Annotated in this window: 19 protein-coding genes; 12 read left to right on the top strand and 7 right to left on the bottom strand. The window is 72.5% G+C overall.

The features are described from left to right. The first annotated feature begins 50 nt into the window (after positions 1-50). The 3 genes from CHF15_RS08345 (at position 51) to CHF15_RS08335 (ending at position 3,125) form a co-directional block, all read left to right on the top strand. Positions 51-788 (top strand): DsbA family protein, encoded by a 738-nt coding sequence (locus CHF15_RS08345; protein ID WP_245938724.1) that lies wholly within the window; start codon positions 51-53, stop codon positions 786-788. A gap of 91 nt (positions 789-879) precedes the next feature. Further along, entirely contained in the window at positions 880-2,172 is a 1,293-nt protein-coding gene (locus CHF15_RS08340; protein ID WP_089222994.1) for a peptidoglycan-binding protein, read from the top strand. Further along, a complete protein-coding gene (locus tag CHF15_RS08335) occupies positions 2,169-3,125 on the top strand; it encodes an SPFH domain-containing protein (RefSeq protein WP_089222993.1) in 957 nt (318 codons plus the stop codon). Before CHF15_RS08340 ends, CHF15_RS08335 begins: the two co-directional genes overlap by 4 nt. Before the next feature lie 3 nt (positions 3,126-3,128). Here CHF15_RS08335 and CHF15_RS08330 read toward each other — a convergent pair whose 3' ends face one another. Continuing rightward, on the bottom strand, positions 3,129-4,217 hold the full coding sequence (locus CHF15_RS08330; RefSeq protein ID WP_089222992.1) for an LCP family protein: 1,089 nt from the start codon (positions 4,215-4,217) through the stop codon (positions 3,129-3,131). A 176-nt stretch (positions 4,218-4,393) separates the two neighbouring features. Between CHF15_RS08330 and CHF15_RS08325 the strand changes: the two genes are divergently transcribed. The 6 genes from CHF15_RS08325 (at position 4,394) to CHF15_RS08300 (ending at position 14,451) form a co-directional block, all read left to right on the top strand. Then, entirely contained in the window at positions 4,394-5,509 is a 1,116-nt protein-coding gene (locus tag CHF15_RS08325; protein ID WP_089222991.1) for a PLL family lectin, read from the top strand. A 412-nt stretch (positions 5,510-5,921) separates the two neighbouring features. Next, entirely contained in the window at positions 5,922-7,556 is a 1,635-nt protein-coding gene (locus tag CHF15_RS08320) for a stealth family protein (protein WP_179279700.1), read from the top strand. 33 nt (positions 7,557-7,589) lie between these two features. Then, complete coding sequence (locus CHF15_RS08315; RefSeq protein ID WP_375815419.1) at positions 7,590-9,185, top strand: sugar phosphotransferase; 1,596 nt, start codon at positions 7,590-7,592, stop codon at positions 9,183-9,185. Continuing rightward, positions 9,182-10,945, top strand: a complete 1,764-nt coding sequence (locus CHF15_RS08310; RefSeq protein WP_089222989.1) for a stealth family protein — start codon at positions 9,182-9,184, stop codon at positions 10,943-10,945. The genes CHF15_RS08315 and CHF15_RS08310 overlap by 4 nt, the downstream gene beginning before the upstream one ends. Beyond that, positions 10,942-13,044, top strand: a complete 2,103-nt coding sequence (locus CHF15_RS08305) for a glycosyltransferase family 4 protein (RefSeq protein ID WP_089222988.1) — start codon at positions 10,942-10,944, stop codon at positions 13,042-13,044. Before CHF15_RS08310 ends, CHF15_RS08305 begins: the two co-directional genes overlap by 4 nt. A gap of 12 nt (positions 13,045-13,056) precedes the next feature. Continuing rightward, complete coding sequence (locus CHF15_RS08300) at positions 13,057-14,451, top strand: GDSL-type esterase/lipase family protein (RefSeq protein WP_089222987.1); 1,395 nt, start codon at positions 13,057-13,059, stop codon at positions 14,449-14,451. Between the two features lie 84 nt (positions 14,452-14,535). Here the strand turns inward: CHF15_RS08300 and CHF15_RS08295 are convergent, their stop codons facing one another. The 5 genes from CHF15_RS08295 to CHF15_RS08275 form a co-directional block, all read right to left on the bottom strand. Next, positions 14,536-16,665: a 3-hydroxyacyl-CoA dehydrogenase NAD-binding domain-containing protein gene (locus CHF15_RS08295; protein ID WP_089222986.1), complete on the bottom strand. Its 2,130-nt coding sequence runs from the start codon at positions 16,663-16,665 to the stop codon at positions 14,536-14,538. Further along, positions 16,662-17,882, bottom strand: coding sequence for a thiolase family protein (locus CHF15_RS08290; protein WP_089222985.1), 1,221 nt, complete (start codon positions 17,880-17,882; stop codon positions 16,662-16,664). The genes CHF15_RS08295 and CHF15_RS08290 overlap by 4 nt, the downstream gene beginning before the upstream one ends. A gap of 869 nt (positions 17,883-18,751) precedes the next feature. Then, on the bottom strand, positions 18,752-19,987 hold the full coding sequence (locus CHF15_RS08285; protein WP_089222984.1) for an HRDC domain-containing protein: 1,236 nt from the start codon (positions 19,985-19,987) through the stop codon (positions 18,752-18,754). A gap of 79 nt (positions 19,988-20,066) precedes the next feature. Next, complete coding sequence (locus CHF15_RS08280) at positions 20,067-20,729, bottom strand: response regulator transcription factor (protein WP_018563211.1); 663 nt, start codon at positions 20,727-20,729, stop codon at positions 20,067-20,069. 215 nt (positions 20,730-20,944) lie between these two features. Beyond that, entirely contained in the window at positions 20,945-21,607 is a 663-nt protein-coding gene (locus CHF15_RS08275; protein WP_089222983.1) for a DUF3000 domain-containing protein, read from the bottom strand. 89 nt (positions 21,608-21,696) lie between these two features. Between CHF15_RS08275 and hemE the strand changes: the two genes are divergently transcribed. Further along, positions 21,697-22,740 (top strand): uroporphyrinogen decarboxylase, encoded by a 1,044-nt coding sequence (gene hemE / locus CHF15_RS08270; RefSeq protein ID WP_089222982.1) that lies wholly within the window; start codon positions 21,697-21,699, stop codon positions 22,738-22,740. A gap of 46 nt (positions 22,741-22,786) precedes the next feature. Here hemE and CHF15_RS08265 read toward each other — a convergent pair whose 3' ends face one another. Then, positions 22,787-23,821, bottom strand: coding sequence for a DUF4349 domain-containing protein (locus tag CHF15_RS08265; RefSeq protein WP_179279699.1), 1,035 nt, complete (start codon positions 23,819-23,821; stop codon positions 22,787-22,789). A 127-nt stretch (positions 23,822-23,948) separates the two neighbouring features. On the opposite strand from CHF15_RS08265, the gene hemG reads away from it, so the two are divergent. Both hemG and hemQ read left to right on the top strand, forming a co-directional pair. After that, positions 23,949-25,394 (top strand): protoporphyrinogen oxidase, encoded by a 1,446-nt coding sequence (gene hemG, locus CHF15_RS08260; protein ID WP_089222980.1) that lies wholly within the window; start codon positions 23,949-23,951, stop codon positions 25,392-25,394. 4 nt (positions 25,395-25,398) lie between these two features. Continuing rightward, positions 25,399-26,130, top strand: coding sequence for a hydrogen peroxide-dependent heme synthase (gene hemQ / locus CHF15_RS08255; RefSeq protein ID WP_018563206.1), 732 nt, complete (start codon positions 25,399-25,401; stop codon positions 26,128-26,130). The last annotated feature ends 238 nt before the right edge of the window (positions 26,131-26,368 follow it).

Raw genomic sequence — 26,368 nt, 5'->3', positions numbered from 1 at the left:
AGGACCCACCCCCCAGGGGGCGTGGTCGCACACGGTGGTAGAAAGTCCCGGTGAAGCAGACGAAGTCCAAGCGCTGGCGGTCCTATGCCGGGACGGTGATCGTCCTGGGTGTGGTGTTCGGGGGTTCTGCCGTCCTCGGGGCGCATGTGCGCAGTGAGAAGCAGCACGAGGTCAAGGTGCCGGCCGGTGCCTCGGGCGAGGAGAAGCTGGCGGTGCCGGTCAGGCCCGCGAAGCTGCCGGTGACGCTGACCGTGTACGAGGACCTGCGCAGCCCGGAGTCGAAGGCCTTCGCCGCCGAGTACGCGGACACCCTCGCGAAGCTGGTCGCCACCGCTCAGGTGGGGATCGACTACCGCCTGGTGACGCCGACCGACACCGCGGACGGCGGCAGCGGCTCCCTTGCGGCGGCCAACGCGGCCGCGTGCGCGCAGGACGTGGGCCGGTTCCGGGAGTTCGTCGAGCAGGTCTGGGACGCCCAGCCCGCCGACGCCCAGGACGATCCGTTCACCAGCGACGTGTTCCTGAAGAGCCTGTCGAGGAAGGCCGGCGGCGTGGACGAGACGCACTTCGTCCCGTGCGTCCAGGGCGGGGACCACGACGGCTGGGTGCGACGGTCCCAGGAGGAGTTCGCCGCGGCCGGGTTCACCTCCGCGCCGGTCGTGCAGGTGAACGGCGAGACCGTCACCGACCCCGCGGGCGGCGCGTCCGGGCTGACCCCCGCCAAGCTGACGCAGCTGGTCGACAAGGCCGTCGCCGAGGTCGTGGACGGCACCACCGCGAACGGCTGACCACACCGCCCACGCTGCCATTCCGTCAGATTTATGTGGAAATCGGGTAATAAGGGCATGTGGCACTCGATCGCGAGGAGTGGTGGTGCACATGTCCACACCGGTGTTCGACGAGGTCGGGCCGCTGCCGGGCTGCGTCTGTGAGGACTGCGCACGGCGGCGCCTGATCCGGGCGGCGACCCGCGTCACCCCGCCGTGCGCGCCACCGGCGGCGGCCTCCGCCGCGCTGGTCGTGCTGGCCACGACCGGCGCGGCCGTCCTGGCGCCCGCCGCCGTGGCGGCTCCCGCGGAGGACGCCGGCCAGGCGATGTCCGCCGGCCGGACCGAGCAGGCGCAGCCGGACCTGATCGGTTCCGCGGCCCCGCTCCGCCTGAGCCGCGACCAGATCCTGGAGCGGGCCAGGCGCTGGATCGACGCCAAGGTCCCGTACGACATGCGCCGCCGCTGGCGGGACGGCTACCGGCAGGACTGCTCCGGATTCGTCTCCATGGCCTGGGGCCTGGGCACCAGCCAGTGGACCGGCACACTGCCCCGCTTCGCCGAGCGGATCGGCCGCGACGAGCTCGAACCGGGAGACATCCTGCTCTTCCACAACCCGAGCGACCCGGTCGACGGCTCCCACGTCACGATCTTCGGGGGCTGGGCGAACGCCGCGCACACCCGCTACACGGCCTACGAGGAGACCCGGCCGCGCGCCCGGGTGCGCACGACGCCGTACGCCTACTGGGACCACTCCAAGCGCTACGTCCCCTACCGCTACAAGTACCTGCGGGGCGAGGGCTTCGACGACCTCTACGACGACCTCTACGAGGACCTCGACGGAGATCTGGACCTCGGGGACCTGGCCTCCCTCGCCTATCCGGGGAGCCGCTCCTTCGGCCCCGGCGCCGCCAACGGCTACATCACCCGGCTCGGCACGATGCTGCGGCAGCGCGGCGCGGGGGAGTACTACCACGACGGGCCGGGGCCCCACTGGAGCGACGCCGACCGCCTCGCCACCCGCGCGTTCCAGCGCGCGCAGGGCTGGAAGGGGGATCAGGCCGACGGTTTCCCCGGCCCCCTGACGTGGCGTTACCTCACCCAGGGCGCGGGCTCCGACGTCGGCGGCGCCGGCCGCCCGGCGGCACCGGCATCCGCAACGGCACCGCCGGCCTACCCGGGCATCGGTGGCTTCCGGCCCGGCCAGTCGGGCCCGCACGTGCTCGCGCTGGGACGGAGGCTGGCCGCCAAGGGCTTCGGCCGGTTCTACGCGAAGGGGCCGGGCCCCCGCTGGGGCGAGGCCGACCGGCGCGCGGTGGAGGCCTTCCAGCGGTCCCAGGGCTGGTCCGGCAGCCGGGCCGACGGCTACCCGGGCCCCGAGACGTGGAAGCGGCTCTTCTCATGACGGTCACCGTGCAGGGGAGCCCTGCCGATCTCCCCGTCCCCGCCCGGGCGCCCGCCGTGCACGGCGCCCCCGGACCGGCCGCCGCGGCGGTGCCGCCCGAGATCGCCGAACGTCCGGGACGCTGCCTGCCCGGCGGCGTCGCCGTGCTCGCGGCCCTGGCGGCCGCCGGCGGCACGGCCGCGCTCCTGCTGGGTCCTGTCGGGTCCTCGCCCGTCGTCCGCGGCAGTGCCGTGGCCGTCCTCGCGGCGCTCACGGCCCTCACCGCGCTCGGCCTGGCCCGGGGCCGCCCCGGCTCCGTCTGGATGCTCTCCCGGCACGGCGCCTACCGCGGCACCGTACGCCGCACGGGACTGCTGTGGATCAGCCCGCTGCTCGTCCGCCGCCGTGTCGACACCAGCCTGCGCCACTGGCGTAGCAGCCCCATCGAGGCCACCGACGCCTGCGGCACCCCGCTGCAGGCGACGGTCCTGGTGGTGTGGCGGGTCAGGGACACCGCGCGGGCCGCCTTCACCGTCCACGACCACGTCCGCTACCTGCGCGAACAGGTCGAGGCCGCGGTCACGCGCTGTGTGTCCCGGCTGCCCGCCGACGACTTCCGCGGCCCCGGTCCCACACTCCGCCACACCGACCGCCTCGCGGACGACCTCACCCGGATCCTCGTCGAGGACCTGCGGCCGGTCGGCGTCGAGGTGTTCTCCGCCCAGCCCGTCCGCGTCGACTACGCGCCCGCCGTGGCCGCCGCGATGCGCCGCGCCCAGGTGGCGGCGCTCGACGCCCGCCACCGGCGGGCCGCGCTGGACGAGGCCCTCACCGCCGTCGGCGAGACCGTGCGCGGCCTTCTCGACCGCGGACTGGTCGACCTCGACGACTACGAACGCAAGGCCCTGGTGCGGGACCTGACGGTCGCCTACTGCACCGCCCGTCCCGCGGAGGGCGCCGCTCCCCCCGTCTGAGGCTCAGTCGGAGGTCGTGGACTCCAGCACCGACCGGGGGATCCCGGTGTCCTCCCGGATCGCCTTCCACAGCCGGGAGGCCTGCGGCTCGGCGGCCACCACGCGGTTGGGGTCGACCTTGTCGTAGGCGACGGGCAGCATGACGGTGCGCAGGTTGCCCGGGTCGAGGCCCTTCAGGCTGCGTCCGAAGTCGCCCAGTTTCACCAGGGAGCCGAGCCCGGAGTCGGTCGTCAGGGAGCGGGTGGCCGAGTCCGCGATCCGGTAGGCCTTGGCGGGGCTGCCCAGAAGGTCCTGCCGCTTGATCTCGTCGAGGGTCGCCAGCAGGAACTGCTGCTGCAGCCCGATCCGGCCGAGGTCGCTGCCGTCGCCGATGCCGTGCCGGGTGCGGACGAAGGCGAGCGACTCGGTGCCGTCGAGCCGGTGCGTGCCGGCCTCGAGGTCCAGGCCGCTGGACGTGTCGTGGATGGTCTTGTCGATGGTCACCGTGACCCCGCCGAGGGAGTCCACGAGGTCCTGGAAACCGGCGAAGTCCACTTCGACGTAGTGGTCGATCCGCACGTCCGAGATGTGCTCGACGGTCTTCACCACGCAGGCCGGACCAGCCGTCGTGTAGACCGAGTTGAACATCACGCGCTTCGCGGACGGCAGTGCGCTCCCGTCGCGGGCGGTGCAGTCGGGGCGGGTGACCAGGGTGTCGCGCGGGATGCTCACCGCGACCGCGCTCCTGCGGCCCTCGGGTATGTGGATGACCATGGCGGTGTCCGAGCGCGCGGTGCCGCCGGTGTTGCCGCCGGCCAGGCCCTTGTTCGCGCCCGAGCGGGAGTCGGAGCCGAGCACCAGGATGTCCTTGGCGCCGGTGGCGAGCTTCTCGGGCCGGTCCGGGCCGAGTTCCTGGTCCAGGTCGATGCTGGTGAGGTTGGAGTTCAGGTGGGCGTAGGCCCACCACGCCGTGCCACCGGCGAGCAGGACGAGGACCAGCAGTGTCCAGGCGACGATCCTGCGGATCCGCTGCCCCCGGGTGCGGGATCCGCGCGCCTTCGGCGGTGCGTTGACCGTGGCGGCCTCGTGGTCGGTGTCGACGGCGTGCGGCATCGCGTGCGTTGTCCTCCGTGGTGCGCGGTCCGGGAACCGGTCTCGACGCACCGCGTCGCGGCCGCCTCCCTCTCGTGATCGAGATCCGCGAAAGTGTAGCCCGCATGCATATCATGTGAAGAATTGGGGGCCCGGATCCATGGTGGGCCACGGGGGCGAAGGGGTGGGCGCACGTCATGAGGGGTGGAGCGGCGCGCGCGGCGCAACGGCGGGAGTCCGGCAGGCGCCCGGACGCACCGGACGCCGGGAAGGCGGCCACCGGCACGGCCGCCGGCACATGGCTGGTGCTCGGCGCCGACGGCCGGCTCACCGCGTACGCCCCGTGCCAGGGCGGCCTGTTGCGCTGGACGGAGACCGCGGCGGGCGGCGGCGGGTGGAGCGGACCGGACTTCTTCGCCGCGCCCGGCCTCACGCATCTGTCGATCGCCCAGGGCGGCGACGGCTTCGTGCACTTCCTGGGCCGCCGCGAACGACCGCGCGCCGACGGCCGGGTGGCCGTGGACGTGGTCTACGCCCTGCAGTACCAGAGCGGGCGCCCTCAGACGGAGTGGGTGCCGGTGGGCAATCCGCACAAGGAACCCGAGCGGGCCGGGCTGTTGGGAGTGCCGGTGGGGGCCGTCGACACCTCCGGGGCGGTCCATGTCTTCGTACGCAACGCAGGCGGCGGTGTGATGCTCCGGCGCGAGGGTAAGGGCGGCCGGTGGGAGCCCTGGAGCGACCTCCAGGGCAGCCAGGTGCAGGACGGGCTCGCTCCGACCGCCATGTCGTCCGGCCATGTGGAACTGCTGGCGTCCACCGGGACCTCGGCGCTGCGCTGGATCCAGCCGGAGGCCGGCGGCGTCATGCGCCGGACCCCCGACGTCCGGTCGGCCCCCGTCCCGGGGTCCGTCGCCGCGCTGGAGACCGCGCCGGGCCGGCTCACCTACTACTGGGCCGACGCCGGATCCGGCCTCGTCGCCTACCGCGCCGGGAACTGGGCGATCCCGTTGGGCGGCGACCCCGCCGGTGACGCCGTCGCGGTGGTCCGCACGGCGCTCGACGGATACGACTGCACCGTGCTGGCCTACCGGGACGTCGAGGGCCGGGTCATGCTCGCGGCCTGCGGCACGGAGAACGAGGCGGCGGGAGTGTGGTGGTCGCCGGCCGCCGAGCGGTCCGTGGGCTGTCCGGGACTGGCCCTCGACGTGTACGGCCGCGTCGTCCTGGCGACCATCGGTGCCGACGGGGCGCTGTACATCTCCAGGCAGCGCGCTGAGCAGGGACTGGCCATGGGCCCGTCGGCCCGTGTCTGACGGGTGGCCGCGGGCGATCACCGGCCCCGCTCCATGAGCCTGGGACAGGCCGGGAGCGCTTCGCCGCGGGCATGAATGGACGATGCACGCGCTCGTTCGGGGAGCCATTCTCGGCGCAACGGGTGTTTGCCGACTGTTTACCTGCCCTGGGTGGAATCGTGCGTTTTTTGTCATTTATCGCTGCTGTTGACATCTAACTGTTCACTCGGTGAAGATGTGCCCGGCCTGTGAATGTTTAATTTTTGATGTAAAGCGCACCGGCGGCCTGCCGGCGCGCTGGGGGCGCGGCTCGGGTGGGGACCTGAGGCGGACGGCGTGGTGGCGCCGCCCGCTCTGCAGAGGCCGCGGCAATGGAGAAGGGGCGGGGTGGCACGGTGCTGCTGCATGGGTGCGCCCGTGAAGGGCGGAGGGCGTGACGACCTTCTCCGAGCCCGCGGTTCGTGAGGCCGAAGGCGGTTCCGGACGGACACCGCCGGACCACACGGGACTGCCGCACCAGAGCGAGCCGCCCCGCGAGTACGGGCCGGTGAACCACGAGCGGGGCGACGTATACGTCGAGGAGCGGCTCTCACCGCTGGCGGCCAGGGAGGCCAATCGCGCGGCGGTCCTCAACCTGCTGGACGCCGTCGATGTGAAGGCCTTCGCGGTGCGCGGAACCTCCGACCACGGCACCGTCGTCGCCGTCGCCGAGGAGGACCGTGAGCGCGTGCTCTCCGTCCTGTTCCGCGGCCTCGGCCAGTACCCCGGTCAGCTGAGCGTGATCGACCCCGACGCGCCGCGTCCGGCCCGCCCTGTCTCCTCGCGGGACCCCCGGGCCTGGCACGACGTCGCCGGCGCGCCGGCCCTGCAGGTCAGTTGGTACCGGACCGACCCGGAGCAACGCCTGCTGCTCGGGCACGAGTACGGCTGCGCCATCGAGTTCTGGCGCAGCCACGGCAGCCACCTCGTCGCGCCCCGCCCCAACCGCGTCACCTGGGCCGTGCCGGCCGACGGCGCGGCCGTGCCGGGTGCCGCACGACTGTTCAGCCGCTTCGTCTCCGACTGGACCCCCAGGGACCAGGCGCCACCTGTCGAGACGCGTCCGGAGTTCCTCGTGAACACCGCGGACGACATCACGTTCCCGATCGACGCCGTCTACACCTGGGTGGACGGGAACGACCCCGCGTGGCAGCGGCGCAAAGCCGAGGCGAAAGGCGAGGTGTACCACACCGAGTCGGCGAGCGACGCGCGCTTCATCAGCCGTGACGAGTTGCGCTACTCAGTGCGCTCGCTGCACCTGTTCGCGCCCTGGATCCGCAACATCTACATCGTCACCGACGACCAGGTCCCGGAGTGGCTGCGCGAGGACGTCCCCGGCATCCGCATCGCCACCCACCGGGAGATCTTCCGCGACCCCGCGGATCTGCCGACCTTCAACTCGCACTCCATCGAGAGCCAACTGCACCACATCGAAGGGTTGTCCGAGCATTTCCTGTACTTCAACGACGACATGTTCATGGGCCGCCCGGTCGCGCCGCACGCCTTCTTCACACCGAGTGGCACCGCGCGCTATTTCCCCTCACGCAACCGCATTCCGCAGGGACCGGTGGCGGAGACCGACACCCCGGTCGACGCCGCCTGCAAGAACAATCGCGCGCTGCTCCAGGAGCGCTTCGGCCGAGTGATCACTCAGCCCATGGAGCACATCCCGTACGCCATCCGCCGCTCGGCGATGGAAGAGGCGGAACGCGACTTCCCCGAAGCCTGGGCGCGCACGTCGGCCAGCCGCTTCCGCGCGATGACCGACCTGTCGCCGACCTCGTCCTTCGCCCTCTATTACGCGGCTCTCACCGGTAGGGCGCAGCCGGGTTCCATGCCCTTCACATATCTGCATCTGTCGGTGCCCGACCTGGCGGACCGGTTGCAGCGATTGCTGGACGGGCGGGACCAAGACTCCTTCTGCCTCAACGACGCCTTCTCGACACCCGAGGACATCGAGGTGCAGCAGGAGTTGCTGGACGGATTCCTCACGTCCTATTTCCCGACCCCCAGCCCCTACGAGAAGTGAACCGGAGTTCTTGACGTGTCCGACTCGCCGTCGATGAGCTCTGCCGCGCACGTCTACAAGCGGCTCGTCCCGCAGCCGATGCGCAGCGCCGCCGCCAGCACGGTGCCGGGGAGCGTCCGGCGCAAGGTCAAGCGCCGGATCGCCCGGACCCTCAGCCGCCGTGAGGCCCGGCTGCACCTGCGCGCCCTGAGCCGGGTGCGCAAGGCCGACTTCGGCCGCTCGGAGCGGCGGGTCCGGACGCCCGACGGCCGCGTGGGGCACGTCCACACCGGGCTCACGGTCGACCTGGCCCGGCGACTCGACCACGACCTGGTCACCAACGCGCTCGACGCCGCCGAGATCCCGTGGTTCGCGGTTCCCGCGCTCGACGACCGGCGCGTGTGCATCGCCGTGGAGCACCGGGACAAGGGTGCCGTGCGGCGTGCTCTGCGCGCGTTGCTGGAGGAGCACACCGGCTATGTCGTGTCGGTCTCGCCGGGGAACAACGACACCGCGATGATTCCGGGCAGCCATGTGAGGGCCTGGAAGAACTACGGCAAGGCCACCGTCGTCCGCATCACCTGGCTGCGCACCGAACCCACCGAGAACCACTGGGTCGGCGAGGACCAGGGGATCGAGATCGAGTTCTGGACGGTCAACGCCGATCTGCCCCACGAGCGGCTGATCGGCCCCCGTCCCAACAGGGTGCAGCGCGCCGTCCCTCGTGATGCCCTCGGTGTCGAGATCGGCTTCAACCGGCTCTGCGGCTACAGCGACGTCGATGCGAGCCTGGAGCCCAGCATCACCCTGGAGGGCTTCGACATCCCCCGGCTGGAGGAGATCGCCTTCCCCGTCGACGTGGTGCTCGAGTGGCAGCACGCCACGCCCTGGGGCGAGGAACTGCTGAGGGCCGCGCTGCGCTCGGTGCACCAGTACGCCCCGTGGATCGACGTCGTCCACGTGGTGGCGCAGGCGCCGGTGCCGCAGTGGCTGCACCGCGGCGAGCATCTCACCGTCACCCCGGGCCTCCTGGGCGCCGAGCACCGTCTGCACCGGCTGCCCGACCTCGCGGACCATTTCCTGCTGCTCCGACCGGGGGCCCTGCTGGGCCGTCCCGTCCGGCCCTTCGACTACTTCACCCCGCACGGTTCCACGCGCCCCCGGCGCGGACCGTGGACGGCCGAGGAGTCCTTCTCCCCCTGGGCCGGCGCCGCGTACGCCGCCACCGGTTGCACGATCGGCCACGGCTACGCGCCGGGACCGCAGCCCCACAGCACGGCGATCCTGGGGCGGCTCGACTCGACCGATGCCGGCGCGCTGTCGCCGCCGGACGGCCAACTGCACTCCGTGGTGCCCGGAACCCACCCCGTGGACGGTCTCGCCCACCACATCGGATACGTCGCGGGGCTCGCCGACCTCTCCGGTGAGGCGTCCGCGGCGCTGCACGCGGCGCACCCCCACATCGGGAACCACCTGGAACGGCTCCTCGCGCGCCGGGACTCCCAGCAGATGCACTTCTTCGGCCTCGGTTCGGAGGCGGCTCTCAGCGGTGACGGCACCGAAGCCGTCCTCGGCTTCCTGCGCCGCTACTTCCCCGTCGCGAGCCCGTTCGAGCGCCAGGCCCCCGACCACATGGACGCCCGCCCGTGAGCACAGGCAATCCCGAGGCGTCGGCCGCCGTCGGGCTCTACCGCACCATCGTCCCCACGGCACTGCGGCGCCGGATCGCGCGGCATGTGCCGATACGGCTGCGCATGGCGCTCAAGCAACTGCTCCGCAGCCTGCAGTCCTTCGGGGCAGGGGGCCGGATGGTGCGCGGCGCCGTGGCACGGCGGCGCTGGCCGCAGCTCTTCCGCGGGGACGAGCGGCTCGCGGTGCTCACCGGAGGCGGCAGGCGGATCGCGCTGGTGCGGCCCACGACCTCGCCGCTCGGGCTGCGCGAGGCCAATCTCGAACTGGTGGTCACCCTGCTCGAGGAAGGGGGCGTCGACTACTTCGCGATCCGGGGGAACTCCGACTTCCGTTCCTGTGTGGCCGTCTCGGAGGCCGACCGGGGGCGGCTCCGGCAGATCCTGCAGGAGGTCGCGCTCAAGGAGCCGCTGTACCTGGTGGCATGTCAGGGCGACAAGGCCCGCGGCGGGGTCGCGGCGTGCGGATCGCGGCGTGCCCGCAGGATCACACGCGACGCCTCGGTGCTCCGCGTCGGCATGCTCTGGAGCGATCCGGGGAGTTCGCTGACGCTGGGCCTCGAACACGGCTGCGACATCGAGTTCTGGCGACCGCAGGAAGGCCGGCTGGTCGCGCCCCGGCCCAACCGCGTCACCCAGGACGTCGCGCTCGACGAGCCGCGGATCGCGGTCCCGGTCAGCCGCCTCACCGGCTTCGCGGCCCTGCACACCCGTCGCACCCGTTCGGTGCGGACGATCGCGCCGTGCGCCCAGCCCCTGCCGGAGGACGTCCGTTTCCCCATCGACGTCGTCTACACCTGGGTCGACGGCTCGGACCCGATGTGGCAGCGGCGGCGCAGCGCGTACGAGGGCGGCGGCTACCACGTCGAGTCCGCGAACGCGGCCCGCTACATCAGCCGCGACGAGCTCCGCTACTCGATGCGGGCCCTGCAGCAGAACGCCCCGTGGGTGCGGAACGTCTACGTGGTGACGGACCGCCAGCGACCCGGCTGGCTCAACGACAGCCATCCCCGGATCACCGTGGTGGACCACTCCGAGATCTTCGACGACCCGTCGGCGCTGCCGACGTTCAACTCCCATGCCATCGAGAGCAGGCTGCACCACATAGAAGGCCTGTCGGAGCACTTCCTCTACTTCAACGACGACATGTTCCTGGGCTGCCCCGTGACGCCGCAGACGTTCTTCCTGTCGAACGGCATGACCCGCACCTTCCTGTCACCCTCCCAGCTGCCCGGGTGGGAACTCACGCTCGGCGACAGGCCGGTCGACGCGGCGGGCAAGAACAACCGCAGACTCATCCTCGACAACTTCGGCTCGGCCATCGTGCAGAAGATGCGGCACGCGCCCTACGCGCTGAGGCGCAGCGTGCTCCACGAGATCGAGCGCGAGTTCGCCGAGGCCCACTGGGGGACCTCGCACAGCCGTTTCCGGAGCCCGACCGACATCTCGATCCCCTCCTCGCTGTACCACTACTACGCCTACTTCACCGGCAGGGCCGTGCCGTCGGAGATCAGCTTCGCCTATCTCGACCTGGCCAGACCCGAGATCCAGCGGCGGCTCGGCATCCTGCTCGCCCGCCGCGACCGCCAGGCCTTCTGCATCAACGACACGTTGTCCGACGGCATGGACGTGGCCCGGCAGACCGCCATGCTCCGAGGGTTCCTGGACGCGTACTACCCCGTCCCGAGCCCCTTCGAGCACAAGGAGCGCGAGGTCCGGTGAAGATCTCCTTCCTGATCAACAACATCTACGGCATCGGCGGAACCAACCGCACGGTCATCAACCTCGCCGAGGCGCTCGCCGTCCACCACGAGGTCGAGATCGTCTCCGTGTTCCGCCGGACGACCGCCACGAAGTTCGGGATCTCCCCGCGCATCACCGTGCGCGCCCTGGTGGACCTGCGCCCCGGCGCCGCCGACCACGGCGCCGCCGGCAGCGACGAGCCAAGCGACGTCGTGCCGCGCCAGGAGGAGTTCTCCGCCCAGTACAGCAAGTTCACCGATGCGCGCATCATCCGGGAACTCCAGCGGACGGGTGCCGATGTCGTCGTCGGCACCCGCCCCAGCCTGAACCTCTTCGTCGCCGCCCACACACGCGAAGGCGCGCTGCGCGTGGCCCAGGAGCACATGACCCACCTGGCCATCCCGGCCGCCGTCCGCGCGGAGATGGCCCGCGTCTACCCGCGCCTCGACGCCATCACGACGGTCACCGAGGCGGACGCCGGTTCGTTCCGGGAGAACACCCCCATCGACGGTGTCCCCGTCGTGGGAATCCCCAACAGCGTGCCCAAGCCCGCCGTTCCTCCGTCCGACTGCGCGCACAAGGTCGTCGTGAGCGCCGGCCGCATGCACCGCGTCAAGCGGTACGACCTGCTGATCCGTGCCTTCGGCCGGCTGGCCGAGGAGTTCCCGGACTGGCAGCTGCGCATCTATGGCGACGGCGGCGAGGCGGCCGGTCTGCGCGCTCTCGTCACCGAGCTGGGGCTGACCGGCCGGGCACTGCTCATGGGGGGCTTCTCGCCGATCGAGTCGGAATGGGCCAAGGGGTCGATCGCGGCCGTCACCTCCAGCGCGGAATCCTTCGGCATGACGCTGGTGGAGGCCATGCGCTGCGGTCTGCCCGTGGTCTCGACCGACTGCCCGGTGGGCCCCCGGGAGATCCTGCAGGACGGCGAGGACGGCATCCTCGTGCCGAACGGGGACGTTGCGGCGATCGCCGAGGGGCTGCGCCGCCTGATGGCCGACGACGCGCTGCGCCAGGGCATGGGAGCGGCCGCGCTCCGCAACGCCGCCCGGTACGACCCCGCGGCCGTGGCGGCCCGCTACGTGGACCTCTTCGAGGACGCCGCACGCCGCCGCGCCTCGGCGGGTCGCGGCTACCGTGCGCCGGCCGGGCCGCGGAAGACCGCCGCGGTCCAGATCACGGTCACTCCGGCCTCCATCGGCACGGCGACCGTGGACGTCACGGCGGACGGCGCGGGCTGGCTGAGGTTCTCCACCGAGGGCCCCGCCGATGGCAGGCAGCGCTGGGAGTTCGTACTCCGCGACAAGCCCTCCGACGGGGCGGCCCGCCCCGAGCTGGCCCTCGACACCACGCGGACCGCGCTGGGGAACGGCGGCACCCGCTACACGGCGGCGATCACCCCGTCGGACCTCGAACGGCTCGGCGACGGGCGCTGGCAGGTGACCATGCGGTCCCCGAAGGCGGCGGGAAGGGCCGTGCACATGAAGGCCGGAATCCGTGACACCCGCAGACTCATCGACGCACGCGGCGGGCTGCTCGACCGGCCGGTGACCGGTGCCGTCGGCTGGAGCCTGCCGTACGCGGATTCCCGCGGCCGGATCATGCTGCGCACCGTGTCGCGGCAGGAGCACGTCGAATGCATCGGCGTGGAGGTGACCGACACCGGTATCGCGCTGGAGGGCGTGCTCTGCGGTGAACGGCCGATCAGGCCGGGTGCGCTCTTCGTGGTGAGCCGGCGCGGCGGGAACAGGGTGGACCTCGAAGTCCCCGTCCAGCTCCTGGGCCGTCGGCGGTTCCGGGCCGAGGCACCGCTACGGCAGGTGGTCGACCGGCGGCTGACCCGCTGGGAGGACTGGGACTGGTGGTTCCAGCCGGATCCGGCCGACCGGCGCAAGGTTCGCGTGAGCCACATCCTGGAGGACTTTCCCGACGTCAAGGGTGCCCACGCATATCCGGCCGTGCCGCTCGCCGGGGACGAGCACGCGGAGTACGCCGTCGTCCACCCGGCCCGTCCGGTGTGGGTGCGGCCCTACTGCGCGGCTTCGGGAGCCATGGCCATGAACGTGGTCGATCGCTGAAGGAATGAGAAGATGAACCAAACGATCTTCGTACTCGGAGATTCGGTGGCCGCCCCCCGAACCGACGAAGAGTTGCCCATGGCGGGCTGGGGACAGAAGATCAAGGATCTCGTGGTCGGCCCGATCGAGGTGGCCAACTACGCCAGAAGCGCCATGACCTCCCGGAAGTACTTCACCGAGCGGTTTCCGGCGATGCTCAACCGGATGAGGCGCGGCGACGTCGTCCTCATCGGCTTCGGCACCGTGGACCGGGTGATCCAGGACGGAACGCGCTACGTCCCGGTTCCCGAGTACAAGGAGCTGCTCCGGCTCTTCACGCGCCACATCCACGAGGAGGGGGGAGTACCGGTCCTGGTCACCCCCTGCGCCCGCTACGCGTTCTCCGCCTCCGGCGAGGTGCTCCACACCCTGGGGGAGCACCCGCGCGCCATGCAGGAGGTCGCCGCCGAACTCGGCGTACCGGTGATCGACCTGACGAGCCGCACCATGGAGCTGTGGGCACAGATCGGGCCCACGCGCCTGCGGCAGTACTTCTGCTGGACGGACCCGGGGGAGCACCCCCAGCGCAGCGACGGCATCATCGACTCGACCCACTTCAACCACACCGGTGCGTTCGAGGTGGCCCGCATGGTGGTGGCCGCACTCTGCGACCTCCACATCCTGGACAAGCGAGACGTCGACGGCGCCGCGCTCATGGCGCCACCCGTGCTGCCCCCGGTCTCCGGGGAGTTCACGGTGCAGTCGCCCGAGTCCGCACTGCACTACACCGAACCCTCGGGTGAGGGGCCCGCCATCGCCAAGCCCGCCGCGGGCGGTCTCGCCGGCCCCATGGTGAAGCTCTCCGGCACCGCCGCCCCCGGCACCGACTACCTCCTCTTCTTCGAGGAGGGGCAGTACATCGGCGGTACGGGCGTGGGCGGCAACGGCCAGTGGGCATGGCGGCGTTCGGTCAACTGGGAGGCGGGGGAGCACGTCCTGCACTGCGTCGGACTCCGCGCCGACGGCTGCTCACCCGTCGTCGAGCACCGCTTCTCGGTGATGACCGAGGTGTCCCCGCCACGGGTCACGGCGCCCGCCGAGGGCGCCTTCGCCGGACCGCGCCCGCGATTCGCCGGCAAGGTGCAACCCGGCGCGACCAAGGTCGTCCTGATGGAGGACGGGTTGCTCATCGGCGCCACCGGAGTGGACGCGAACGGCGACTGGGCCTTCACCCACGCCCACCGCTGGCACCCCGGCGCGCACACCGTGGAGGCGATCGCCCTCTTCAGCACGGCGGAATCCGAGCCGGCCGTCCGGAACTTCAAGGTCGTCGGCGTCCCGGAGACCAGCCCGATCAGGACCTTCGGTGCCTCCCGCCACGACTGCGGCGAGGTGTGCGAGCACCGGCCCTTCACCGGCGACTGGTAGCCGCCGCGGCGCACGGAGAGACGGGAAACGGGCCGTACGGGAGCATCTCCCGTACGGCCCGCAGCTGTTCGTCCGCAGCCGGTGTTATGCCGGCACGCTCGCCACGCCCGCGGCCAGGAACGGCTTGCCGTGCACCCGCTCCGAGACGCCCTCACGGTCCAGGTACGGCGTGATGCCGCCCAGGTGGAAGGGCCAGCCGGCACCGGTGATCAGGCAGAGGTCGATGTCCTGCGCCTCGGCGACGACACCCTCCTCCAGCATGATGCCGATCTCCTGGGCCACCGCGTCCAGGACGCGGTCGCGCACCTGCTGCTCCGTCAGGACGCTGTCGCCCTGCACCAGGAGCGCGGCGACCTCGGGGTCCAGCTCCGGCTTGCCGGAATCGTAGACGTAGAAGCCGCGCTTGCCCGCCTTGACGACGGCCGCCAGGTTCGGGGAGACCGTGAAGCGGTCCGGGAAGGAGCGGTTGAGCGTCTCGGAGACGTGCAGACCGATCGCCGGGCCGACCAGCTCCAGCAGCACCAGCGGGGACATCGGCAGACCGAGCGGCTCGATGGCCTTCTCCGCGGTCGCGACCGGGGTGCCCTCGTCGATGACGTTCTGGATCTCGCCCATGAAGCGGGTGAGGATGCGGTTGACGACGAACGCCGGGGCGTCCTTGGTCAGCACCGCGGTCTTCTTCAGCTTCTTCGCCACGGCGAACGCGGTGGCCAGCGACGCGTCGTCGGTCTGCTCGCCGCGCACGATCTCCAGCAGCGGCAGCACCGCGACCGGGTTGAAGAAGTGGAAGCCGACGACCCGCTCCGGGTGCTCCAGCTTCGAGGCCATCTCGGAGACCGACAGCGAGGACGTGTTGGTGGCCAGGATCGTCCCCGGCTTCACCACCGCCTCGACCTCGGCGAAGACCTGCTGCTTGACGCCGATCTCCTCGAAGACCGCCTCGATGACGAAGTCCGCGTCGCCGAAGGCGGCGGCCTTGTCGAGGGAGCCGGAGACCAGGGCCTTGAGGCGGTTCGCCTTGTCCTGGTTGACGCGCCCCTTGAGCAGCAGCTTGTCGATCTCGCCGTGGACGTAGCCGACGCCCTTGTCCACCCGCTCCTGGTCGATGTCGGTGAGGACCACCGGCACCTCCAGGCGCCGCGCGAAGAGCAGCGCCAGCTGGGAGGCCATCAGACCGGCGCCGACGACGCCGACCTTGGTGACCGGGCGGGCCAGGTTCTTGTCCGGGGCACCGGCCGGGCGCTTGCCGCGCTTCTGCACCAGGTTGAAGGCGTAGATGCCGGAGCGCAGCTCGCCGCCCATGATGAGGTCCGCCAGGGCCTCGTCCTCGGCGTCGAAACCGGCGGACAGGTCACCGTCCTTGGCGGCGGCGATGATGTCCAGCGCCCGGTACGCGGCCGGGGCGGCGCCGTGCACCTTGGAGTCGGCGAAGGCACGGCCCTTGGCGACGGCCTCGTCCCATGCCGCGCCGCGGTCCACCTCGGGGCGGACGATCTGGATCTCGCCCTTGAGGACGGCCGCGGTCCAGGAGAGGGACTGCTCCAGGAAGTCCGCGCCGTCGAACAGCGCGTCGGCGATGCCCAGGTCGTAGACCTGACCGCCCTTCAGCTGCTTGTTCTGGTTGAGCGAGTTCTCGATGATGACGCTCACCGCGCGCTCGGCGCCGATCAGGTTCGGCAGCAGCGCACAGCCGCCCCAGCCCGGGACGAGGCCCAGGAAGACCTCGGGGAGGGAGAACGCCGGGATGGCCGAGGAGACGGTGCGGTAGCCGCAGTGCAGGCCGACCTCGACACCGCCGCCCATGGCCGCGCCGTTGTAGTACGCGAAGGTCGGGACCGCCAGGGACTGCAGGCGGCGGAAGACGTCGTGGCCGCCCTTGCCGATGGCCAGCGCGTCCTCACGGCGCTTCAGCAGCTCGACGCCCTTGAGGTCGGCGCCGACCGCGAAGATGAACGGCTTGCCGGTGATGCCGACGCCGACGACCGAGCCGTCCGCGGCCTCCTTCTCGACCTGGTCGAGGGCGGCGCTGAGGTTCGCCAGCGACTGCGGGCCGAAGGTGGTCGGCTTGGTGTGGTCCAGGCCGTTGTCCAGGGTGATGAGCGCGAAGCGCCCGGCGCCCAGGGGGAGGTCGAGGTGGCGCACGTGCGCCTGCGTCACGACCTCGTCCGGGAACAGCTCGGCCGCTCCCTTGAGGAGCTCGGCGGTCGTGGTCACTTGGTGCCTCCGTCGAAGTGCGGGTTCTCCCAGATCACGGTGCCGCCCATGCCGAAGCCGACGCACATCGTGGTCAGGCCGTAGCGGACGTGCGGCTGCTCCTCGAACTGGCGGGCCAGCTGCGTCATCAGACGGACGCCGGAGGAAGCGAGCGGGTGGCCGAACGCGATGGCGCCGCCGTACTGGTTGACGCGCGCGTCGTCGTCGGCGATGCCGTAGTGGTCCAGGAAGGCCAGGACCTGGACGGCGAACGCCTCGTTGACCTCGAAGAGGCCGATGTCGGAGATGGACAGGCCCGCCTTGGCGAGCGCCTTCTCGGTCGCCGGGACCGGGCCGATGCCCATCACCTCGGGCTCGACGCCCACGAAGGAGTACGAGACCAGACGCATCCTCACCGGGAGGCCCAGCTCCCGGGCGACGTCCTCGGCGGCGACCAGGGAGGCGGTGGCACCGTCGTTGAGCCCCGCCGAGTTGCCCGCCGTCACGTTGCCGTGGGCGCGGAACGGGGTCTTGAGGCCCGCCAGGTTCTCCAGCGTGGTGCCCGGGCGCATCGGCTCGTCGGCGGTGGACAGGCCCCAGCCGGTCTCGCCGCCCTCGGGCGAGGTGCGGCGCACCGAGATCGGCACCAGGTCCTGCTGGATCCTGCCGTTCGCGTACGCCTTCGCCGCCTTCTCCTGGCTGCGGACCGCGTACTCGTCGGCGCGCTGCCTGGTCAGGTGCGGGAAGCGGTCGTGCAGGTTCTCCGCCGTCATACCCATGAACAGGGCGGACTCGTCGACCAGCTTCTCCGACACGAAGCGCGGGTTCGGGTCCACGCCCTCGCCCATCGGGTGCCGTCCCATGTGCTCCACGCCGCCCGCGAGCGCCACGTCGTACGCGCCGAAGGCGATGCCGCCGGCGACGCTGGTCACCGCGGTCATCGCGCCCGCGCACATGCGGTCGATGGAGAAACCGGGCACCGACTTGGGCAGCCCCGCCAGGATCGCGGCCGTACGGCCCAGGGTCAGGCCCTGGTCGCCGATCTGGGTGGTCGCGGCGATGGCGACCTCGTCGATGAGCTCCGGGGAGAGCGCGGGGTTGCGCCGCAGCAGTTCCCGGATGGACTTGATGACCAGGTCGTCGGCACGGGTCTCGTGGTAGATGCCCTTCGGGCCCGCCTTGCCGAACGGGGTACGGACGCCGTCGACGAAGACGACGTCCCTAGCGGTACGAGGCACGTTGGCTCTCCTCAAGGTGCGGGTTCGCTTGCCGCGGGCAGAAGACGGCGGCTCCGCCGTACATGCTACTCGTGGGTAACCGATGTGCACAGTGCGGGTGTGCGGCGTCACACGTTCGGTCGTCCCCGGGGTTCCCGCGTGCGGGTGCGTCGTGGTGGGCGTGGGGGTTTTCCCGCCCTCCCTCCCGTTTGCCCGGCGCGGTCAGTGACCGCCTCGCACCGTGTGCGTGGGTCGGGGCCGCGCCGGCGCACGTCCTCAACGCTCGCGGTTTACGTCCACATCGTTCGGCGCCGGGTCCGCCGCTCGTCGTTTCCGGGCGCACCCCGCCACACCCCCTCCGGTGGTGTGGGCGCATGACGGCCGGTGGGGGGTGATGGGGTGCGCCCCTCCCGGCGCCGCCGGGAGCTGCCCCCAGCAGGGGGTCTTTCGGCCGCAGGTCGAGACAGGGTGCGCCTACTGGTGGTGCGGCCGACTCGGCGCTCACCGTGCCGCTGGCATCGAGCCGGATTGTGTGGGCGTTCGGTGAGGCGAGTGCGGCAACCCCGGACCGCCTTCTCACCCCCCCTCCGGCCGTCATGCGCCTACACGACGGGAGGGGGTGTGGCGGGGTGCGCCCGGAGACGACGAGCGGCGGACCCGGTGCGGAATGACGTAGGGCCAAACCGCGAGCGTTCTGGGGGTCCCCCCGGCCGAAGGCTGGGGGAGTGCGCCGGCGCGGCCCCGACCCCAACCCGACAGAGCGCAGACCCGCACTGACCGTGCCGGGCAATCGGGCGGGAGGGCGGGGAATGCCCGCCGCAGGCGCAACGCACCCGCAGACACCCACCGGCCGCAAGGGGCACCCCCCGCACCCCGCATCGCGGACCGCGTCAGGGCGTCGCGGACAGCGCCGCCGTGAGGATGGGCGTCGTGAGCTCGACCTGCCAGGGGCGCGCCCCCGCGTCCTGGAGGAAGACCGCCACGGACTCGCCACTGCGGTCCCGCGGCGGCGCCCAGCACAGGCGGCGGACGGTGTCCGGGGTGATCAGATTCTCCTGGGGGAGGTTCAGCTGCTCCGCCAGTGCCGAGACCGCCGCCCGTGCCGCGGAGAGCCGGGCCGCGGCGGCGGGGTCCTTGTCGGCCCAGGCCCGCGGCGGCGGGGGACCGGCGTAGGCGGGGCCGGGCTGCGGCAGGTCCCGCTCGGGGATGCTGCGGGCGTGGTCGATCGCGGCCTGCCACTGCTCCAGCTGGCGCCGGCCCATGCGGTGCCCGAATCCGGGGAGCGCGGCCAGCGCGTGCGCGTTGGGGGTGGCCTCCAGCGACGCGGTGACGATCGCGGCGTCGGTGAGGACGCGGCCCGGGGAGACGTCCCGCTCGCGGGCGATCCGGTCCCGGAGGTTCCACAGCTCGCGTACGACGGCCATCTGGCGGCGCCGGCGCACCTTGTGCATGCCGGACGTGCGGCGCCAGGGGTCGACGCGGGGCGGGGGCGGCGGGGCCGCGGCGATGGCCGCGAACTCCTGCAGCGCCCATTCCAGCTTGCCCTGGGCGCGCAGCTCCTCCTCCAGGGCGTCGCGCAGGTCGACCAGGAGCTCGACGTCGAGCGCGGCGTACCGCAGCCAGGGCTCGGGCAGCGGCCGGGTCGACCAGTCGACGGCGGAGTGGCCCTTCTCCAGGGCGTACCCGAGGACGTTCTCCACCATCGCGCCGAGCCCGACCCGGGCGAACCCTGCGAGGCGGCCGGCCAGCTCGGTGTCGAACAGCCGGTCCGGGCGCATGCCGGCCTCGTCGAGGCACGGCAGGTCCTGCGTGGCGGCGTGCAGCACCCATTCCGTTCCGTCGAGCGCGGCGCTGAGCGCCGTCAGGTCCGGACAGGCGACGGGGTCGATCAGCGCGGTCCCTGCTCCGGTGCGGCGCAGCTGGACCAGATAGGCCCGCTGCCCGTAGCGGTAGCCGGATGCGCGCTCGGCGTCGACGGCGACAGGTCCGGAGCCCGCGGCGAAAGCCGCGACGACGTCGGCGAAGGCCTCCGGGCTGGCGGTCACCGGCGGGATGCCCTCGCGCGGGTCCAGCAGCGGGACCGGCGCCGGGGGTGCTTCTGTTGCGGTCTCTCGGGCGTCGGTCACCAGTCAAGAGTATCTGTGTACAGCAGGGGCCCGCCGACGGAACGTTCCGGCGGCGGGCGCACCCGGGATATGACTTCGATCAGTGGATGATGCCGGTACGCAGCGCTACCGCGACCATGCCCGCGCGGTCACCGGTGCCCAGCTTGCGGGCGATCCGGGCCAGATGGCTCTTCACGGTCAGCGCGGACAGCCCCATCGAGACCCCGATCGCCTTGTTCGACTGGCCCTCCGCGACCAGCCGGAGCACCTCGACCTCGCGGCCCGACAGCTCGCGGTAGCCGCCGCCGTGGCCGGGGGCGCCCGGGGGGCGGCGCTGCAGCCGCTGGCCGGCCGGGCCGAGGGGGACGGCGCCGGGGCGGCCCGGGATGCCGAGGTTGGTGCGGGTGCCGGTGACGACGTAGCCCTTCACGCCGCCCGCGAGGGCGTTGCGAACGGCGCCGATGTCGTCGGCGGCGGACAGGGCCAGGCCGTTGGGCCAGCCCGCCGCCCGGGTCTCGGCGAGCAGGGTCAGCCCGGAACCGTCGGGGAGGTGTACGTCGGCGACACAGATGTCTCGGGGGGTGCCCACCCGGGGCCTGGCCTCGGCGATGGAGGACGCCTCGATCACGTCGCGTACCCCGAGCGCCCACAAGTGGCGCGTGACGGTGGAACGTACGCGGGGATCGGCGACCACCACCATCGCCGTCGGCTTGTTGGGGCGGTAGGCGACCAGGCTTGTGGGGTGCTCGAGAAGAACCGACACCGGGCCTCCTGGGACATTGGCTGGAAGGGTCACAGGTTCCTTCGGCAGCAACTTCGCCCGGCTTTAGAGAATGATCACGACTTGTTTAGTAACAATTCCGGCAATTCGGACGCGCTGTCGACCAGGGTCGATCGAAGGTGTGAAGATCGCGGTCACCGGGTGTCAGAGCTCGTTGACGGCGGTAAAGCGAATGGTCAGCGCGGGCGCGGCGGCCCTCAGCGGGTCTGCTGCGGACCGCGCCGCTTCGGCAGCGGCACCACCGAGGGACCGCCGCCGCCGCCGCCGGGCGGGGGGCACGAGGGCTCGGTGGGCGCGGGCGGCAGTCCCGCGCAGATGCACAGCAGGTCGCACCAGGCCGCCAGGTGGGCGGCCATGTCCGGTACGCCGCCGCTCACCGCGAGCGGCGTCCACGAGGCGCGGATCTCGATGCGGGTGGAGTCCTCCCGCCCGGCCAGGGCGCCGAAGTGGTGCGAGGAACTGCGCGAGACCGTGCCGCCCACCTCGGTGAAGGCGGCGCCGCGCCCCTCCAGGGCGCCGGTCAGCCACGACCAGCTCACCTCGGGCAGCAGCGGGTCCGCCGCGATCTCCGGCTCCAGCTCCGCCCGCACCAGGGTGACCAGCCGGAACGTGCCGTGCCAGCCCTCCTGCCCGTCGGGGTCGTAGAGCAGCACCAGGCGCCCGTCCCCGAGCTCCTCGTCGTCGTCGACGACGACCGCCGCCTCCAGGGCGTACGCGTGCGGCGCCAGGCGTTTGGGCGGGGGCACCGGATCGAGCTCCACCTCGTGCCGTACCCGGGCGCGCAGCAGTGCGTCGACCGCGTGCTGGAACGGGAGGGGGGCGTCGTTCCCGTCCGAGAGGTGCCCATGAGCCGCTGCCATGCCCGGAAGCGTAGGCCGAAGGGGGCCCGCAGTGAGGGAGGACACCCGGTCGGGCGGGTCGCCCACTTGGCGCATGCGAAGATTCGGGGGTGAGTGCGCACCAGCAGACCGCTGCTTCCCCCTTCATCCTGGCGTGCCGGCGCCGGCCCGTGCCGCACACCCCCGTGTGGTTCATGCGCCAGGCCGGGCGCTCCCTCCCCGAGTACCTCAAGCTGCGCGAGGGCATCCCCATGCTCGAGTCGTGCATGCGGCCCGACCTCGTCACCGAGATCACGCTGCAGCCGGTGCGGCGGCACAAGGTCGACGCGGCGATCTACTTCAGCGACATCGTGGTGCCGCTCAAGGCCATCGGGCTCGACCTCGACATCAAGCCGGGCGTCGGCCCCGTCGTCGAGCAGCCGATCCGCAGCCGCGAGGACCTGCAGCGCCTGCGGCCGCTCGACCCGGACGACGTCAAGTACGTCACCGAGGCGATCGGCATGCTCACGGGTGAACTCGGCGAGACGCCGCTGATCGGCTTCGCCGGCGCGCCCTTCACCCTGGCCAGCTACCTCGTCGAGGGCGGCCCGTCGCGCAACCACGAGCGCACCAAGGCCCTCATGTACGGGGAGCCCGAGCTGTGGGCGGAGCTCCTGGACCGCCTCGCGGACATCACCTCGGCCTTCCTGAAGGTGCAGATCGAGGCCGGTGCCAGCGCGGTGCAGCTCTTCGACTCCTGGGTCGGCGCGCTCGCCCCCGAGGACTACCGGCGCCACGTCATGCCGGCCTCCGTCAAGGTCTTCCGGTCCGTCGCGGACTACGGCGTGCCCCGCATCCACTTCGGCGTCGGCACCGGTGAGCTGCTCGGGCTCATGGGCGAGGCCGGCGCGGACGTGGTCGGCGTCGACTGGCGGGTCCCGCTGGACGAGGCCGCCCGCAGGGTCGGCCCGGGCAGGGCGCTCCAGGGCAACCTGGACCCCGCGGTGCTCTTCGCCCCGCGTGAGGCGATCGAGAAGAAGACCCGTGAGGTCCTGTACTCGGCCGGGGCGGCCCCCGGCCACATCTTCAACCTGGGCCACGGCGTCCTGCCCACCACGGACCCCGACGCCCTGACCCGCCTGGTGGACTTCGTCCACACCGAGACGGCCCGCTGAGACCGGTGACCCCGCGCCGCCCGGCGCGGGGTCACCGTGTCCGCGGCTACTCCCGCGGCTGCGCCTCGCCGTCGCCCGCCCCGGCCGGCGCGGGCACGGGCAGCGGCTCCGGCGGCGCGGCGACGGTGCGCCGGGCGGGCAGCGCACGGCGCAGCAGGCGGAAGCCCAGGTAGCCGAGAAGGGCCAGCGCCGCGAACGGGGCCACCACGGCGAGCGCGACGAGGATGCCCCGCAGGGTCAGGTAGAAGGCGTGCCAGCCGCTGCCGAGGGCGTCGCCCACGGCGGCCCAGAAGCCGTCGTCCCTCTTCTGCGGTGCCTCCTTGACGGGCGGTTCCTGCACCTCCAGCGTGATCGTCGCCATCCCGGTCCGCGCCTTCAGCGAGGCCTGCTGGGCCTCGAGCGCCTCCAGGTCGGCCTGGCGGGCGCTGAGTTCGCTCTCCAGCGAGACGATGTCGCTGAGCCTGGTCGCCCGGTCCATCAGCTCCCGCACCCGCGCCACGCTCGCCCGCTGCGTCTTGAGCCGGCTCTCGACGTCCACGACCTGGCCGGTGACGTCCTGGGCGTCCACCTTGCGGTTGCGCAGCGTGCCCAGCTCGGAGAGGTCCTTCAGCACGCGGTCGTAGCCGTCCGGCGGCACGCGGAGCGTGATGGTGGAGTACTCGAGACCGTCCTCGTCGAGGCTGGTGCTCTCGCTGCCGACGTAGCCGCCCGAGCCCTCCACCAGCGTGCGCGCCTTGGCCACGGCTCCGGAGACGTTCCGGGCCTCGACCGTCAGCGTCGCCGTGCGCACGATGTACGACTGCGCCAGGGTCGGGGTCCGCCCCGCCCCGGTGCCGGGTCCGCTGCCGGAGCCCTTGCCGGTGGCGTTCTGCGCGTCCGCGTCCGCCCGGGCGGGCTCCCGCGCGTCCGGCTGCTCGGCCAGGCCCGGGGCGGCGGCCCCGGCCTTGCCGTCCGCGGTGTCGGCGCTGCTCTCGCTGCCGCCGCCGGCGCCGCAGCCGGTGAGCATGAGGGCGGCGGCCAGCGCCAGGGCGCCGAAGGCGGCGGCAAGTGGTCTGCGCGCGGCGGTGGTTGACGTGCTCACAGGGTATCCCCCCGGGTCCGTTGCATGTGTTGCCGATTCGACGCGGGGGGCGCGGGGCGGGTTTCGGGTCCGTGATCCCGAAGAGGTCACGGTTAGGGCTCGTTCCGGCGTCTGAGACAGTGGAGGCATGAGCAATACGCAGCCCCTGGCCGGGCACGTGGTGGTCGTGGGCGGCGGGGTCTCCGGACTCGCCGCGGCGCATTTCCTGCTGGAGGGCGGGGCGGCACGGGTGACCGTGCTGGAGTCCTCCGGACGCCTGGGCGGGAAGCTGTACGCGGACGAGATCGCGGGCGTCCCCGTCGACCTGGGCGCCGAGTCGATCCTGGCGCGCCGCCCCGAGGCGGTCGACCTGGCCCGCGCGGTCGGTCTCGGCGACGACCTGGAGGCGCCCGCCACGACGAACGCGGGCCTGTGGACGCGCGGCCGGCTGCGCCCCATGCCCAAGGGCGGCGTCATGGGCGTTCCCGGCGACCTCGGCTCGCTCGCCGCCTCCGGGGTGCTGTCCGCGGCCGGGCTCGCGCGGCTGCCGCTCGACCACGTCCTGCCCCGCACCAAGGTCGGCGAGGACGTGGCGGTGGGCGCCTACGTCGCCGCCCGGCTGGGCCACGAGGTCGTCGACCGGCTCGTCGATCCGCTGCTCGGCGGGGTGTACGCGGGCAACGCCTACGAGATCTCGCTGCGCGCCGCCATCCCGCAGCTGTACGAGGGCGCGCGCGGCGGCCGCTCCCTGATCGAGACCGTCCGCGAGAGCCAGCGCAAGGCCGCCGCCGCCCGGCAGGACGGCCCGGTCTTCGCCGGCATCCGCGGCGGCGTCGGGCGGCTCCCGGTCGCCGTCGCCGAGGCCTGCCGCTCCGCCGGGGCCCGCATCGAGACCGACGCCCCGGTCCGGACGCTGCGCCGCACCCCCGACGGCTGGGAGGTCGCCTTCGACCACGACGGCACCCGCGAGACGCTGGCCGCGGACGCGGTCGTGCTGGCCGTGCCCGCCCCGGCCGCGGCCAGGCTGCTGGCCGCCGAGTCGCCGGGCGCCGCCACGGAGCTGTCGGCGGTGGAGTACGCGAGCGTCGCCCTGGTCACCATGGCCTTCCGGCGCCGCGAGATCGCCCACGCGCTGCCCGGCAGCGGCTTCCTCGTCCCCCCGGTGGACGGGCGCACCATCAAGGCGTCCACGTTCTCCAGCCAGAAGTGGCACTGGAGCGGCGCCGCCGACTCCGACGTCTACGTGCTGCGCACCTCGATCGGGCGGCACGGCCAGGAGGCCGACCTCGCCTGGGACGACACCGATCTCGTCCGCCTCTCCCGCGAGGACCTCGGCGAGGCCGTCGGACTCACCGCGGCCCCCGTCGCGGCCCGTGTCACCCGCTGGGACGGCGGCCTGCCGCAGTACCCGGTCGGCCACCTGGCCCGGGTCACGCGGCTGCGCGAGCACGTCGCGAAGCTGCCCGGCCTCGAGATGTGCGGCGCCCTGTACGAGGGCGTGGGCATCCCGGCCTGCGTTTCGAGCGCGCGCGGCGCGGCCACGCAGGTCCTGGGCACCCTGCGGCGGGCCGCGGAACCCGGCGCGGGACAATAGCCCCATGACCGACTCCACTGCTTCCGCCGCCCCCGCCAAGGCCCCCAACGCCGGCAAGAAGGCCAAGGACCTCAACGAGGTCATCCGCTACACCCTCTGGTCGGTGTTCCGGCTGCGCGACGTCCTCCCCGACGACCGCATCCGCTACGCGGAGGAGGTGGAGGAGCTCTTCGCGCAGCTCGCCGAGAAGGACGTCACGGTCCGCGGCACGTACGACCTGTCCGGGCTGCGCGCCGACGCGGACGTCATGATCTGGTGGCACTCCGAGACCGCGGACGCCCTCCAGGACGCCTACAACCGCTTCCGCCGCACCCTGCTGGGGCGCCGGCTGGAGCCCGTGTGGTCGAACATGGCACTGCACCGCCCGGCGGAGTTCAACAAGAGCCACATCCCCGCCTTCCTCGCCGACGAGACGGCCCGCGACTACGTCTCCGTCTACCCCTTCGTCCGCTCCTACGACTGGTACCTCCTGCCCGACGAGGACCGCCGCCGCATGCTGGCCGACCACGGCAAGATGGCGCGGGGTTACCCGGACGTGCGGGCGAACACGGTGGCGTCGTTCTCGCTGGGCGACTACGAGTGGATCCTGGCCTTCGAGTCGGACGAACTGCACCGCATCGTGGACCTGATGCGTCACCTGCGGGCTTCGGAGGCGCGTATGCACGTCCGCGAGGAGGTGCCGTTCTACACCGGCCGCCGCAAGTCGGTGGCGGATCTGGTGGCGGGCCTGGCCTGACGCCCTGCCCCGCGGGGGCTGTCCCGGGGTGGCGCGTTCCGGACGGAGTCCGGCGGGCCGGTCGAAGCCTGGGAGGCCCTCCGGGGCCGAGCAGCGCGGGGGCGGGCGCAAGGAGGTTCTGCCGCGGCAAGCTGGCGTGGGGCGACCCCGACGTGCGGGCGAACTGCACCGTATCGGTGGACCTGATGCGTCATCTGCGGGCTTTGGAGGCGCGTGTGCCCGTCCGCGATGAGGCGCC

This window comes from Actinacidiphila glaucinigra, from assembly GCF_900188405.1.
Classification (GTDB): Bacteria; Actinomycetota; Actinomycetes; order Streptomycetales; family Streptomycetaceae; genus Actinacidiphila; species Actinacidiphila glaucinigra.
The sequence above is the reverse complement of the archived record's forward strand: the minus strand, read 5'-3'. Positions and strand labels throughout refer to the sequence as shown.

Bases quoted from the DNA above. Each gene is read 5' to 3' on its own strand.
- CHF15_RS08340 (WP_089222994.1), top strand. From the start codon at position 880: ATGTCCACACCGGTGTTCGACGAGGTCGGGCCGCTGCCGGGCTGCGTC.
- CHF15_RS08335 (WP_089222993.1), top strand. From the start codon at position 2,169: ATGACGGTCACCGTGCAGGGGAGCCCTGCCGATCTCCCCGTCCCCGCC.
- CHF15_RS08330 (WP_089222992.1), bottom strand. From the start codon at position 4,217: ATGCCGCACGCCGTCGACACCGACCACGAGGCCGCCACGGTCAACGCA.
- CHF15_RS08325 (WP_089222991.1), top strand. From the start codon at position 4,394: ATGAGGGGTGGAGCGGCGCGCGCGGCGCAACGGCGGGAGTCCGGCAGG.
- CHF15_RS08315 (WP_375815419.1), top strand. From the start codon at position 7,590: ATGAGCTCTGCCGCGCACGTCTACAAGCGGCTCGTCCCGCAGCCGATG.
- CHF15_RS08300 (WP_089222987.1), top strand. From the start codon at position 13,057: ATGAACCAAACGATCTTCGTACTCGGAGATTCGGTGGCCGCCCCCCGA.
- CHF15_RS08275 (WP_089222983.1), bottom strand. From the start codon at position 21,607: ATGGCAGCGGCTCATGGGCACCTCTCGGACGGGAACGACGCCCCCCTC.
- hemG (WP_089222980.1), top strand. From the start codon at position 23,949: ATGAGCAATACGCAGCCCCTGGCCGGGCACGTGGTGGTCGTGGGCGGC.
- hemQ (WP_018563206.1), top strand. From the start codon at position 25,399: ATGACCGACTCCACTGCTTCCGCCGCCCCCGCCAAGGCCCCCAACGCC.